This is a genomic window from Pukyongiella litopenaei, assembly GCF_003008555.2.
Classification (GTDB): domain Bacteria; phylum Pseudomonadota; class Alphaproteobacteria; order Rhodobacterales; family Rhodobacteraceae; genus Pukyongiella; species Pukyongiella litopenaei.
Window position 1 is genome coordinate 2107972 of sequence record NZ_CP027665.1, and the last position, 13353, is coordinate 2121324.

At 66.8% G+C, this 13353-nt stretch carries 14 protein-coding genes; 12 read left to right on the forward strand and 2 right to left on the reverse strand.

The features are described from left to right. Positions 1 to 77 precede the first annotated feature (77 nt). The 12 genes from C6Y53_RS10565 (at position 78) to C6Y53_RS10620 (ending at position 12057) form a co-directional block, all read left to right on the forward strand. The gene (locus tag C6Y53_RS10565) at positions 78 to 1094 is read left to right on the forward strand and encodes a DNA-directed RNA polymerase subunit alpha (RefSeq protein WP_106474045.1); all 1017 of its coding nucleotides are present in this window, start codon (positions 78 to 80) and stop codon (positions 1092 to 1094) included. Between the two features lie 119 nt (positions 1095 to 1213). After that, complete coding sequence (gene rplQ / locus C6Y53_RS10570; RefSeq protein WP_106472403.1) at positions 1214 to 1633, forward strand: 50S ribosomal protein L17; 420 nt, start codon at positions 1214 to 1216, stop codon at positions 1631 to 1633. Between the two features lie 126 nt (positions 1634 to 1759). Further along, on the forward strand, positions 1760 to 3142 hold the full coding sequence (locus tag C6Y53_RS10575; RefSeq protein WP_106472404.1) for a trypsin-like peptidase domain-containing protein: 1383 nt from the start codon (positions 1760 to 1762) through the stop codon (positions 3140 to 3142). A 5-nt stretch (positions 3143 to 3147) separates the two neighbouring features. Then, positions 3148 to 4458, forward strand: coding sequence for a replication-associated recombination protein A (locus tag C6Y53_RS10580; RefSeq protein WP_106472405.1), 1311 nt, complete (start codon positions 3148 to 3150; stop codon positions 4456 to 4458). A 66-nt stretch (positions 4459 to 4524) separates the two neighbouring features. Further along, positions 4525 to 4905: a fluoride efflux transporter CrcB gene (crcB, locus tag C6Y53_RS10585; RefSeq protein ID WP_106472406.1), complete on the forward strand. Its 381-nt coding sequence runs from the start codon at positions 4525 to 4527 to the stop codon at positions 4903 to 4905. After that, positions 4902 to 5945, forward strand: a complete 1044-nt coding sequence (locus tag C6Y53_RS10590) for an RluA family pseudouridine synthase (protein WP_106472407.1) — start codon at positions 4902 to 4904, stop codon at positions 5943 to 5945. Before crcB ends, C6Y53_RS10590 begins: the two co-directional genes overlap by 4 nt. After that, positions 5942 to 6616, forward strand: coding sequence for an HAD-IA family hydrolase (locus tag C6Y53_RS10595; RefSeq protein ID WP_106472408.1), 675 nt, complete (start codon positions 5942 to 5944; stop codon positions 6614 to 6616). Before C6Y53_RS10590 ends, C6Y53_RS10595 begins: the two co-directional genes overlap by 4 nt. After that, positions 6613 to 7317 (forward strand): ATP12 family chaperone protein, encoded by a 705-nt coding sequence (locus C6Y53_RS10600; RefSeq protein ID WP_106472409.1) that lies wholly within the window; start codon positions 6613 to 6615, stop codon positions 7315 to 7317. The genes C6Y53_RS10595 and C6Y53_RS10600 overlap by 4 nt, the downstream gene beginning before the upstream one ends. Before the next feature lie 212 nt (positions 7318 to 7529). Next, entirely contained in the window at positions 7530 to 8549 is a 1020-nt protein-coding gene (locus C6Y53_RS10605; protein WP_106472410.1) for an amino acid ABC transporter substrate-binding protein, read from the forward strand. Positions 8550 to 8675: 126 nt separating this feature from the next. Next, positions 8676 to 9944 carry an amino acid ABC transporter permease gene (locus C6Y53_RS10610; RefSeq protein ID WP_106472411.1) on the forward strand — a complete coding sequence of 423 codons (1269 nt, stop codon included), beginning with the start codon at positions 8676 to 8678 and terminating at the stop codon, positions 9942 to 9944. Between the two features lies 1 nt (position 9945). Further along, positions 9946 to 11253: an amino acid ABC transporter permease gene (locus C6Y53_RS10615; protein ID WP_106472412.1), complete on the forward strand. Its 1308-nt coding sequence runs from the start codon at positions 9946 to 9948 to the stop codon at positions 11251 to 11253. Between the two features lie 12 nt (positions 11254 to 11265). Continuing rightward, positions 11266 to 12057 (forward strand): amino acid ABC transporter ATP-binding protein, encoded by a 792-nt coding sequence (locus tag C6Y53_RS10620; RefSeq protein ID WP_106472413.1) that lies wholly within the window; start codon positions 11266 to 11268, stop codon positions 12055 to 12057. Between the two features lie 113 nt (positions 12058 to 12170). Here the strand turns inward: C6Y53_RS10620 and C6Y53_RS10625 are convergent, their stop codons facing one another. Then, a complete protein-coding gene (locus C6Y53_RS10625) occupies positions 12171 to 12668 on the reverse strand; it encodes a SixA phosphatase family protein (protein ID WP_106472414.1) in 498 nt (165 codons plus the stop codon). Further along, entirely contained in the window at positions 12653 to 13348 is a 696-nt protein-coding gene (locus tag C6Y53_RS10630) for a ferredoxin (protein ID WP_106472415.1), read from the reverse strand. The genes C6Y53_RS10625 and C6Y53_RS10630 overlap by 16 nt, the downstream gene beginning before the upstream one ends. Between the last annotated feature and the right edge of the window lie 5 nt (positions 13349 to 13353).

The following is a 13353-nucleotide window of genomic DNA, read 5'->3' on the forward strand; positions in this document are numbered from 1 at the left end:
GGCCCCGATACGTCATTCAAAACCTCGGGCGTTCGCGCCTTCCCGGACATGGGGCGCGGACAGGAATGGAGGCACACATGATCCACAAGAACTGGCAGGAACTGATCAAGCCCACGCAGCTTGACGTCAAGCCCGGCAACGATCCCGCACGTCAGGCCACCGTGGTCGCCGAACCGCTGGAACGCGGTTTCGGCCTGACCCTGGGCAACGCGCTGCGCCGTATCCTGATGAGCTCGCTTCAGGGCGCGGCCATCACCTCGGTGCAGATCGACAACGTTCTGCACGAGTTTTCCTCGGTCGCCGGTGTGCGCGAGGACGTGACCGACATCATCCTCAACCTCAAGGGCGTCAGCCTGCGGATGGAAGTCGAGGGCCCCAAGCGCCTGACCATCTCGGCCAAGGGCCCGGCGGTCGTCACCGCCGCCGACATCAGCGAAAGCGCGGGCATCGAGGTGCTGAACCCCGACCATGTGGTCTGCCATCTGGATGACGGCGCCGACCTCTACATGGAACTGACCGTCAACACCGGCAAGGGCTATGTCTCGGCCGAGAAGAACAAGCCCGAGGACGCCCCGATCGGCCTGATCCCGATCGACGCGATCTATTCGCCGGTCAAGCGGGTCAGCTATGACGTGCAGCCCACCCGCGAGGGCCAGGTGCTGGACTATGACAAGCTGACCATGAAGGTGGAAACCGACGGTGCGATCACGCCCGACGATGCCGTCGCCTTTGCCGCGCGCATCCTGCAGGACCAGCTGTCGATCTTCGTGAACTTCGACGAACCCGAAAACGCCGCCCGCCAGGACGACGATGACGGGCTCGAGTTCAACCCGCTGCTGCTGAAGAAGGTGGACGAGCTGGAGCTGTCGGTCCGGTCGGCAAACTGCCTGAAGAACGACAACATCGTCTATATCGGCGACCTGATCCAGAAAACCGAGGCCGAGATGCTGCGGACCCCGAACTTCGGCCGCAAGTCGCTCAACGAGATCAAGGAAGTGCTCTCGGGCATGGGCCTGCACCTGGGCATGGATGTCGAGGACTGGCCGCCCGACAACATCGAGGACCTCGCCAAGAAATTCGAGGATTCGTTCTGATCCCGTAGGATGGGGTTCAACCCCATCCTACATCAACCCCGGGCAATGGTGCCCCAAGGTGAGGGGCCGGCGCGCACCGGCCCCCGGACAAAGCAAAATGATGAAGAAGGATTGAAACCATGCGTCACGCACGAGGATACCGCCGCCTGAACCGCACCCATGAGCACCGCAAGGCGCTGTTTGCGAACATGGCCGGCTCGCTCATCGAACATGAGCAGATCAAGACCACCCTGCCCAAGGCCAAGGAACTGCGCCCGGTCGTCGAAAAGCTGATCACGCTGGCCAAGCGCGGCGACCTGCACGCCCGCCGCCAGGCCGCGGCGCGGCTGAAGGAAGACAAGGACGTGGCCAAGCTCTTCGAGGTTCTCGGCCCGCGCTATGCCGACCGCAAGGGCGGCTATGTGCGCATCCTCAAGGCGGGTTTCCGCTATGGCGACATGGCGCCGATGGCGATCATCGAGTTCGTCGACCGCGATGTCGATGCGAAGGGCGCCGCCGACAAGGCCCGCGTCGCCGCCGAGGACGCCGACGACGAATAGGACCCCGGCCCGCGCGCCGATGTCATCACCCCCGCCCATCCGGGCGGGGGTTTTCATTTCCGGGCCGCGCTTGCAATCGCGCGGCGCGCGGCTCATATCCACGGACGGAACAGTTCCGGAGGTCCGATGATCCGCGCCGCCTTTCTTGCCGCCCTTCTCTGCCTCGCCCTGCCGCTGGGGGCCGAAACGCAGGTGCCCGGAAACCGCGCCGAGATCGCGCTGGGATTCGCGCCCGTGGTCAAGCAGGCCGCGCCGGCGGTGGTCAACATCTATGCCCGCCGCGTCGTCGAAACCCGCCGCAACCCGTTCATGGACGATCCGTTCTTCAGCGAGTTCTTTCGCGGTTTCGGCACGCCCCGGTCGCGGGTGCAGAATTCGCTCGGGTCGGGGGTGATCCTGTCGGCGGACGGGATCGTGGTGTCGAACTACCATGTGGTGGGCATGGCCACCGACATCCGCGTGGTCACGACCGACCGCCGCGAATATGCCGCCCGGGTGGTGCTGGGCGACGAAGAGGCCGACCTGGCGATCCTGCAGCTGGACGAGGCCGAGGACCTGCCGTTCCTGACCCTGCGCGATTCCGATCATGTCGAGGTGGGCGAACTGGCGCTGGCCATCGGCAACCCGTTCGGTGTCGGCCAGACGGTCAGTTCGGGGATCGTTTCGGGGCTGGCGCGCACCGGCCTGGCCACCGGGCAGGCGCGCGGCTATTTCATCCAGACCGACGCGCCGATCAATCCGGGCAATTCCGGCGGCGCGCTGATCGACGTGAACGGCGACCTGATCGGCATCAACACCTCGATCCTGTCGCGCTCGGGCGGGTCGAACGGCATCGGGTTCGCCATTCCGGCGAACCTGGTGGCCGAGTTCGTCGAACAGGCCCGCGACGGGCGCGACCGGTTCGAACGTCCCTGGGCGGGCATGACGGGGCAGCCGGTCGATGCCGGGTTGGCCGAGGGTTTCGGCCAGGTGGTGCCCGAAGGCATGGTGATTTCCGACCTGCACCCTTCCAGCCCCTTTGCCGATGCCGGTTTCGCGGTGGGCGACGTGATCACCCGCGTCGATGGCCAGCCGGTGAACACGCCGGCCGAGATGATCTTTCGCATGACCGTGGCCGGGATCGGCAAGCAGGCGCAGGTCACCCGCCTGCGCGGTGGCGACGAGGATGACATCACCGTGGCGATGATCTCTGCCCCCGACGATCCCCCCGCGCGCGAGATCACGCTGGGCGACGATACCGTGCTGCCCGGCATTGCCGTGGCGCAGGCCAACCCGGCGGTGATCGCGCGGCTGGGCCTGCCACTGTCGACCTCGGGTGTCGTCGTCACCGATACCGGTCCGGCAGGCGGGCGGGCCGGCCTGCGGGACGGCGACGTGGTGCTGGCGATCAACGGCACCCTCGTCATCACCAGCGATGACGTGCGTGATCTGCTGACGCGACCGGGCCGGCGGCTGCTGATCGAGCTCGACCGCCGGGGCAAGCGCGTCAGCCTGCGCTTCCGGCTCTGACGCCGATGGCGGACCTGTTCGACAGCCCCGGCGATCCGGCACCCGCCACCACGCCGCGACCGCTGGCGGACCGGCTGCGCCCGGCCCGGCTGGCCGAGGTGATCGGGCAGGACCAGGTGCTGGGGTCCGACGGGCCGCTGGGCGCGATGCTGGAGGCGGGCAGCCTGTCCTCGCTGATCCTGTGGGGGCCGCCGGGGGTGGGCAAGACCACCATCGCGCGGCTTCTGGCCGATGAAAGCGACCTGCATTTCGTGCAGATCAGCGCGATCTTCACCGGCGTGCCGGAACTGCGCAAGGTGTTCGAGGCCGCGCGGATGCGGCGCGGCAACGGGCAGGGCACGCTGCTTTTCGTCGACGAGATCCACCGGTTCAACAAGGCCCAGCAGGACGGGTTCCTGCCCCATATGGAAGACGGCACCATCCTGCTGGTGGGCGCCACCACCGAGAACCCGTCCTTTGAACTGAACGCGGCGCTGCTCAGCCGCGCACAGGTGCTGGTGCTGGAGCGCCTGTCGCCCGCCGATCTCGAACGGCTGGCGCAGCGGGCGGAAAAGGAACTGGGCGCGGCGCTGCCGCTGACCGGTGCCGCGCGCGACGCGCTGATCGAGATGGCCGATGGCGACGGGCGGGCGCTGTTGAACCTGGTCGAACAGGTGGCGGCGTGGAAAACGGATGTAAAACTGGATACCGGGGCGCTGACCACGCGGCTGATGCGGCGGGCGGCGAAATACGACAAGGGCGGCGACGAGCATTACAACCTGATCTCGGCGCTGCACAAATCGGTGCGCGGGTCGGACCCGGACGCGGCGCTCTACTGGCTGGCGCGGATGCTGGCCGGGGGCGAGGACCCGCGATACCTGGCGCGGCGGATCACGCGCATGGCGGTCGAGGATATCGGGCTGGCCGACCCGCAGGCGCAGGCGATCTGCCTGCAGGCCTGGGAAAGCTATGAACGGCTCGGCAGTCCCGAGGGCGAACTGGCGCTGGGGCAGGCGGTGATCTATCTCGCGCTCGCCCCGAAATCGAACGCGGGCTATGTCGCGTTCAAGGCGGCGGCGAAACTGGCGCGGAAAACCGGGTCGGAAATGCCGCCGAAACATATCCTGAACGCGCCGACCGGCCTGATGAAGGATCAGGGCTATGGCGCCGGCTATGATTATGACCACGACGCCGAGGACGGGTTTTCGGGGCAGAACTATTTTCCCGAGGGGGTGAAACGCCCGGTGCTCTACAGTCCGGTCGAGCGCGGGTTCGAACGCGACCTGAAGAAGCGGCTGGACTACTTTGCCCGGCTGCGCGGGAAACGTGGGGTCTGAACGGCTGGCCTGAACACCGGGTCTGCCCCGCTTGACTTTGCCAGCGTCCCGCGCGACAGACCCGCCATGGTTTCAACGGTGTTTCATGTGGCGGTTGGCGGCGCGGCCGGCGCGGCGCTGCGCTATCTGACCGGGCTGGCGGTGCTGCGCCGGTTCGGCCACCATGATTTTCCCGTCGCGATCATCACCGTGAACGTGATCGGGTCGTTCCTGATGGGCGTGTTCGTGGTTCTCGCCGCGCAGCGCGGGCTGACCCAGTACAGCCCGCTGGTCATGACCGGGTTCCTGGGCGGGTTCACCACCTTCTCGGCCTTCTCGCTGGAAACGGTAACGCTGATCGAGCGCGGCGCGCACGGGCAGGCGGCGCTCTATGTGCTGTTGTCGGTGCTGTTGTCGGTGGGCGGGCTGCTGCTGGGCCTCTGGGCGGCGCGCGGGGTGTTCGCGTGAGCGGCGTGCAGACCGTCACCGTCACCGCCGACGAGGCCGGCCAGCGGGTGGACCGCTGGCTGCGGCGGCGGTTTCCACATGTCGGGCAGGGCCGGATCGAAAAGATGTGCCGCAAGGGTGAACTGCGCGTCGATGGCGGGCGCGTGAAGGCCAGCGCCCGGCTGGAGGAGGGCCAGAGCGTCCGCCTGCCCCCGCTGCCCGAGCCCGGCGAGCGCCCCGAACCGGCGCGGACCGGGGTTTCCCGCTCCGATGCCGAGATGATCCGGTCCTGCGTGATCTACCGGGACGATCACATCCTGGCGCTGAACAAGCCGCCGGGCCTGCCGGTGCAGGGCGGCAGCGGCCAGCGCCGGCATGTGGACGGGCTGGCAGATGCGCTGCGGTTCGGGCTGGACGAAAAGCCCCGCCTCGTGCACCGGCTCGACAAGGATACCTCAGGCGTGCTGCTGCTGGCGCGCAGCCGTGCGGTCGCGGCCGGTCTGACCGCCTCCTTCCGGCACCGGGCCGCGCGCAAGATCTACTGGGCGGCGGTCGCGGGCGTGCCGCATCCCAAAATGGGCGAGATCCGCACCGGGCTGGTCAAGGCGCCCGGCCACGGGCGCGGCGGCGAAGGCGAACGGATGCACTGCATCCATCCGCGCGACATCGACGGCACGCCCGGCGCGAAACGCGCGGTCACCGAATACGCGGTGCTCGAGGCGGCGGCGCGGCGGGCGGCGTGGATGGCGCTGATCCCGGTCACCGGGCGGACCCACCAGCTGCGCGCGCATATGGCCGAGCTGGGCCACCCGATCGTGGGCGACGGCAAATATGGCGGGTCGGGGCAGGACAACATGGGCGATGGCTGGGGCGCGCAGCTGGGCGGCGATGTCAGCCGCAAGCTGCACCTGCACGCACGGTCGCTGCGGCTGAAACACCCGGTGACCGGGGCGATGCTGCACCTGACCGCGCCGCTGCCCGAGCACATGGCCCGCACCTGGGACCTGTTCCAGTGGAAACCGGCGGATGTGCCCGACGACCCGTTCGAGGACGAGGCATGAGCGCGCCGCTTCGCCTGATCATCTTCGACGTGGACGGCACGCTGGTGGACAGCCAGAACAGCATCGTCGCGGCGATGAAGGCCGCCTTCGCGGCGCTGGACATGCCGTTGCCGCCGCGCGCGGAACTGTTGGGGATCGTCGGCCTTTCGCTCGAGGTGGCGATGGCGCGGCTGGCGCCCGGGCGGGACCCGGCCTGCCACGCGCGGCTGGCCGACGCCTATCGCGACAGTTTCAGGTCCGGGCGCGAGCGGGGCGATCTGCCGCCGCTGTTTCCCGGCGCGCGCGCCGTGCTGGACCGGCTGGCCGGGGTGCCCGAGAACATCCTGGGCATCGCCACCGGAAAATCCGCCCGCGGGCTGGCGGCGCTGATCGGGGCGCATGGGCTGGACGGGGTGTTTGCCACCACCCAGGTGGCGGATCACCACCCGTCGAAACCGCACCCGTCGATGATCGAGACGGCGATGGCCGAGGCCGGGGTCGGGCCCGGGGACACGGTGATGATCGGGGACACGAGTTTCGACATCGACATGGCCCGCGCGGCGCGGGTCGCGGCGATCGGTGTCGACTGGGGCTATCACCCGGCCCCGGCGCTGGCGGCGGCGGACCGGGTGATCGAGGATTTCGAGGCGCTGCCGCGGGCGCTGGACGACATCTGGGCGGCACGGCAATGAGCGAATGGAAGGCCAGGCGGTTCTGGACCGCAACCACGGTCGCCGAGGCGGATGACGGCTTTGCCGTGCATCTGGACGGGCGCGGCATCCGCACGCCGGGCAAGACCGCGCTGGTGCTGCCGACGCGCCCGATGGCCGAGGCGGTGGCCGCGGAATGGGACGCGCAGCACGAGAATATCGACCCGCTGTCGATGCCGGTGACACGCTCGGCCAATTCGGCGCTGGACAAGGTGCATCCGCAACATGCCGAGGTGGCCGACATGCTGGCCGCCTATGGCGATGCCGACCTGCTGTGTTACCGCGCGGCCAGCCCGGCCGAACTGGCGGCGCGCCAGGCCGAGGACTGGGACCCGGCGCTGGACTGGGCGGAAACCGCGCTGGGGGTCCGGCTGCACATCCGCGCCGGCGTGGTCCACGCGGCGCAGAACCCGGACGGGCTGGCGCGGCTGGCCGCACAGGTGCATGCGCTGGACGATTTCCGCCTGACCGCCTTTCACGATCTCGTCAGCCTGTCGGGATCGCTGGTGCTGGGCTTCGCGGCGGCGCAGGGTTGGCGCGATGCCGACGCCATCTGGCGGCTCTCACGGCTCGATGAATCGTGGCAGGAAGACCAATGGGGTCGCGACGACGAGGCGCATGACGCGTCCGAGGTGAAACGCGCCGCATTCCTTCATGCCAAGCGATTCTGGGACATGTGCTGAGGGGTCCAACCCCCGCGTATCGCGACAAATTCGGTGTCGTTTACCCTCTGTGGCGGTTGCGGGGCAAAATCCGGAACCGACCCTTGACCTTCATCGGCAATTCCGCCCAAACTCGCGCTACCGGAGGGGGAGTTCCTCCAGAACAGCAATACGGCTTGCAATGGCCGATGCATAAACCGCACGACGGGGCGGAAGATCAGGAAGAGGTACAAATGAAAAAATCGGTAATTTTCGGCGCGCTCACCGTGGCGGGCCTGGCAGCCGGCGCGGCTGCGGCGGGTACGCTCGACGATGTGAAGGCGCGCGGCAAGCTGAACTGTGGTGTCGCAACCGGCGTGCCCGGGTTCGCGTTCACCGATGCCAATGGCGACTGGCAGGGCTTTGACGTGGCGGTCTGCCGCGCCGTGGCCGCCGCGGTGCTGAGCGACGCCACCGCCGTCGAATTCGTGCCCACGACCGGCAAGACGCGCTTTACCGCGCTGGCATCCGGCGAAATCGACATGCTGGCCCGGAACACCACCTGGACGTTTTCGCGCGACGTGGACCTGAAATTCACCTTCGTCGGCATCAACTATTATGACGGCCAGGGCTTCATGGTGCCCAAGGAACTGGGCGTGTCCTCGGCCAAGGAACTGGACGGCGCGACCGTCTGCATCCAGACCGGCACCACCACCGAGCTGAACCTCGCGGATTTCTTCCGCATCAACAACATCAGCTATGAGCCGGTGCCGATCGAAACCAATGCCGAGGCCCAGCAGCAATACCTGGCCGGTGCCTGCGACGTCTATACCACGGACGCCTCCGGCCTGGCGGCGACCCGCGCGTCCTTCGAGAATGCCGGCGATCATGTGATCCTGCCCGAGATCATCTCCAAGGAGCCGCTCGGCCCGCTGGTGCGTCATGGCGACGACGAATGGGGCGACGTGGTGCGCTGGACCCTCAACACGCTGATCGCGGCCGAAGAACTGGGCATCACCTCGGCCAATGTCGAGGAAATGTCGGCGGCAGCCGGCGACAAACCGGAAATCAACCGGATGCTGGGCACCGAAGGCACGCTGGGCGAAATGCTGGGCCTGGACGCGGCCTGGGCCAAGCGGGCAATTTCCGTCGGCGGCAACTATGGCGAGATCTTTGCCAAGAATATCGGCGAGGAAACCCCGATCGGCCTGGCGCGCGGCCTGAACGCGCAATGGACCGACGGTGGGCTGATGTACGCCCCGCCGTTCCGGTAAGATACCAAGGGAAAGGGCGCAGGTCATCCTGCGCCCTTTTTCCATCAACGATAAACCCGGCCATCGGGGAGCGGGGAAGAAACCCTGCCGGCAGACGGGACCGGGACCAAACAGGGACGTCTGACAATGACAACACTGAGCGACCCGCCGAAGGAAGGCTTTCGCCTGTCGATGCTGCTCTACGATACGCGGTATCGGTCCGGCACCATCCAGGTCGTCGCGCTGTTCTGCTTCATGCTGCTTGCGGCATGGCTGCTCAACAACACGATCCAGAACCTCGCCGCGCTGGGCAAACCGATCGATTTCGGGTTTTTCAGCGAACCGGCAAGCTATGACATCAACCAGCGCCTGCTGGATTACAATTCCCGCGATACGCATCTGCGCGCATCTTTCGTGGGGCTTCTCAACACGCTGGTGGTGGCCTTTCTGGGCTGCGTGACCGCAACCGTCCTGGGCGTGGTCATCGGGGTTCTGCGGCTGTCGCCGAACTGGCTGGTGGCCCGGCTGATGACCGTCTATGTCGAGATGTTCCGCAACGTGCCGGTGCTGCTGTGGATCGTGTTCATCATGGCGATCCTGATCGAAACCCTGCCATCGCCGCGTGCCTTCCGGGGCGATGACGCCACCGCCAGCATGATGCTGGGCGACAGCGTGGCGGTCACCAATCGCGGGGTCTATATCCCCGAGGTGCTGTTTTCGCGCAGCCTGGGCGACCTGCACCTGTTCGGCAATTCCAGCCTGCGCTTCGATGTCAGCCTCGACCTGATCGCGATCCTGATCGTGCTGGGGGCGGGGCTGTGGGTCTCGCGGCGGATCAAGCACCGGGCGGACGGCATCCAGGAACAGACCGGGACACGGCCGACGACCTGGTATCTGCGTCTCGGCGTGGTGGCGGTGCCGCTGGCGATCCTGCTGATCGCGCTGGGCTTTCATTTCGGCATGCCCGCGCTGAAGGGCTTCAACTTCAGCGGTGGCACCCATCTGCGCAATTCGCTGATCGCGCTGTGGCTGGCCCTGTCGCTCTATACCGCGGCCTTCATCGCCGAGATCGTGCGCGGCGGCATCATGGCCATCTCCAGGGGGCAGACCGAAGCCGCATCCGCGCTGGGCCTGCGCCCGCGCCGGGTGATGAGCCTGGTGATCCTGCCGCAGGCGCTGCGGGTGATCATCCCGCCGCTGATCTCGAACTACCTGAACCTGACCAAGAACTCGTCGCTGGCGATCGCCGTGGGCTACATGGACATCACCGGCACGCTGGGCGGGATCACCATGAACCAGACCGGGCGCGAACTGGAATGCGTTCTGCTGCTGATGCTGGTCTATCTCGCCATCTCGCTGACCATCTCGGCGGTGATGAACTGGTACAACGAATCCGTGAAGCTGAAGGAGCGCTGAGATGTCCGACATCGCCTATTCCCGCACCGAAATGCTTCCCGAACGGGAACCTCCGGCCTCCGAGATCGGCGTCCTGGGGTGGATCCGTCACAACCTGTTCTCGACCTGGCTCAACGCGATCCTGACCATCCTGTCGCTGGCGCTGATCTATTATGTGCTGGCGGGCATCATCCCCTGGGTGCTGTCGCCGACATGGTCGGGCACATCGCTGGCCGATTGCCGCGATATCCTGGCCGAGGCCGGCCGCGAGGGCCATTTCTCGGGCGCCTGCTGGGGCGTGATCCATGACCGCTGGCTGCAACTGATCTTCGGTTTCTACCCGGCCGAGCTTTACTGGCGCCCGATCGCGGCCTTCCTCCTGCTGGGGGTCGCGCTGGCACCGGTGCTGTTCGCCGACAAGATGCCGGCGAAACTGCTATGGTTCAGTGCGCTCTATCCGTTCCTGTTTCCCTGGCTGCTGTGGGGCGGCCCGATTTGGGGGCCGGTCATGGCGCTCCTGGGCTTCGTCATCGGCTACGCGGTCTTTGCCGCCGTCAACAACGCCATGAGCACGCTGCTGGGGCTGATCCTCGGCGTGCTGGCCGCGGCGATCTGGTGGCTGTTCCTGGCCGGCGCGGCGGCAGAGATGCTGTCGGGTATCCTGCCGATCGGGCTGGAACCGGTGGAAAGCCGGAAATTCGGCGGCTTCATGCTGTCGATCACCATCGGGGTCGTGGCCATCGCCTGTTCGCTGCCGCTGGGCATCGTGCTGGCGCTGGGGCGGCAGTCGGACCTGCTGATCGTCAAATACCTGTCGGTCGGGTTCATCGAATTCGTCCGCGGCGTGCCGCTGATCACGCTGCTGTTCGTGGCCTCGCTGCTGCTGAACATCTTCATGCCGCCGGGCACGGATTTCGATATCATCCTGCGGGTGCTGATCATGGTGACGCTGTTCGCGTCGGCCTATATGGCCGAGGTGATCCGCGGCGGCCTGGCGGCATTGCCCAAGGGCCAGTATGAAGGCGCGGACAGCCTGGGCCTGAACTACTGGCAGGCGCAGCGTCTGATCATCATGCCGCAGGCGCTGAAGATCTCGATCCCCGGCATCGTTTCGACCTTCATCGGGGTGTTCAAGGATACCACGCTGGTCTCGATCATCGGGCTGATGGACCCGCTGGGCCTGTCCAACAACATTCGCGCGGATTCGGCGTGGAACGGCATCGTGTGGGAACTCTACGGGTTCATCGCGGCGGTGTTCTTCATCCTCTGCTTCTCCATGTCCCGCTATTCCATGTATCTGGAGCGCAAGCTTCAGACCGGCCACAGGTAAGGAACCGACACCATGTCTGAACTGGCAATCGACCGTAATATCGACCGTTCCAAGATGCATGTCTCGGACCAGGTCGCCATCGAGATCACCGGCATGAACAAGTGGTACGGGGCGTTCCACGTCCTGCGCGACATCAACCTGACGGTCTATGAAGGCGAACGCATCGTCATCGCCGGCCCGTCGGGGTCGGGCAAATCGACGCTGATCCGCTGCATCAACCGGCTGGAGGAACACCAGAAGGGCAAGATCATCGTCGACGGCACCGAACTGTCGTCGGATCTCAAGAACATCGACAAGATCCGGTCCGAGGTCGGGATGTGTTTCCAGCATTTCAACCTGTTCCCGCATCTGACCATCCTGGAAAACTGCACGCTGGCGCCGATCTGGGTGCGCAAGACGCCCCGCAAGGAGGCCGAGGAAACGGCGATGCATTTCCTGGAAAAGGTGAAGATCCCCGAACAGGCCGACAAATACCCCGGCCAATTGTCCGGCGGGCAGCAGCAGCGCGTGGCAATCGCGCGCAGCCTGTGCATGAAACCGCGGATCATGCTGTTCGACGAACCGACATCGGCGCTCGACCCGGAGATGATCAAGGAGGTGCTCGACACCATGATCGAACTGGCCGAGGAGGGCATGACCATGCTCTGCGTGACCCATGAAATGGGGTTCGCGCGGCAGGTGGCCAACCGGGTTATCTTCATGGATGCCGGGCAGATCGTCGAACAGAACGAGCCCGAGGAGTTCTTCAACAATCCGCAGAACGAACGGACCAAGCTGTTCCTCAGCCAGATCCTCGGGCACTGATCTCGGGCACTGACCTCGGGCACTGACGCAGCCTCTGGCCGTCAACCGGCATGACAACGAACGCGCCGCCCGGTTCGGGCGGCGCGTTTTCCGTTCGCTCGGGGCAGCGGGGCTCAGGCGGCGGGCAAATCGCGCGGGATCACGAAATCCAGCGCCTTGCCGGTGCCCCAGGCCAGATCGGCCCAGTCCTGAATGGGGAACCGGGCCACCAGCGTCGCGCAGGTGGGATAGTCGGCAAACCGGGGATGATCGGGCGGCACCGCCAGCAGGCGTTCCGCGAACCAGCCTATGCCGGGGTTGTGCCCCAGCATCAGCACCCTTTCGCCGCCGGCGCCGCGCAGCGTTTCGAACATCTCGCCCGCGCTGGCATGGTAGAGATCGCCGGTAAAGCTGGCGTCGAGATCCAGCGCCAGCCCGGCAAAGGTTTCCCGCGTCCGCCGCGAGGTCGACGAGATCGCCTGGTCCGGCAGCCAGCCCCGGTCGCGCATCCAGGTCCCGATGGCCCGGGCGCTGCGCTGCCCGCGCCCGTTCAGCGGGCGGTCGTGATCGGGCAGCATCGGGTCGTCCCAGCTGGATTTCGCGTGGCGGGTCAGGATCAGGGTTCGTGCCATGGGTCGTGGAACGCCTTCATGTGATGGGCCGACTGGGCCTGCCCGCGCCCGGCCCCGGCGCTGACCGGGCAGGCCCGGCGTGCCGCGCAACCATGGGTGAGACAGTCCTGTCCCGCACCAGTGTCCAGAAAATCGTGGCACAGGGCAAGATCGTATGGCGCGTGACCGGACAGCGCGCCGACCGGGCAGCCGGTCGTGCAGGGCCGGTCCGCGCAGGTTTCGCAGGGTGAGGGGGCGGCGGCGGCCCCGATCGGCCATTCGGTCTCGAAATGCAGCGCGCCGCGATAGGAAATCATCAGCCCCACGGTGTCATGCACCAGCATTCCCACCGGGCTGGGAAAGGCGCGTCCCGATTTCAGCGCCCAGTCGATGAACGGCTGGTAGGGTGGCCCGCCGAACGGGAACAGCGCCCGCGCCGCGTGGTCCCGCGCCAGGGCGCCGATCACGCGGACGGACCAGCGGTCGACCGGATCGGGCGCGCCGTCGGCTGCCTCTTGCGAGGCGGCATAAACGGGCCAGAACCCGGGCCCGGCGCCGAGCAGGACCAACGTGCCGCTATCGGGCCCTTTTGCCTGCGCCCGGCCGGGATGCAGCGCCCCCATCACGATCAGCCCATGCGGCGCGGCATCCTCCGCGATGCGCCGTTCGATGCCGAACCGGTGCCCGCGCGGGAGATTCATGGCGG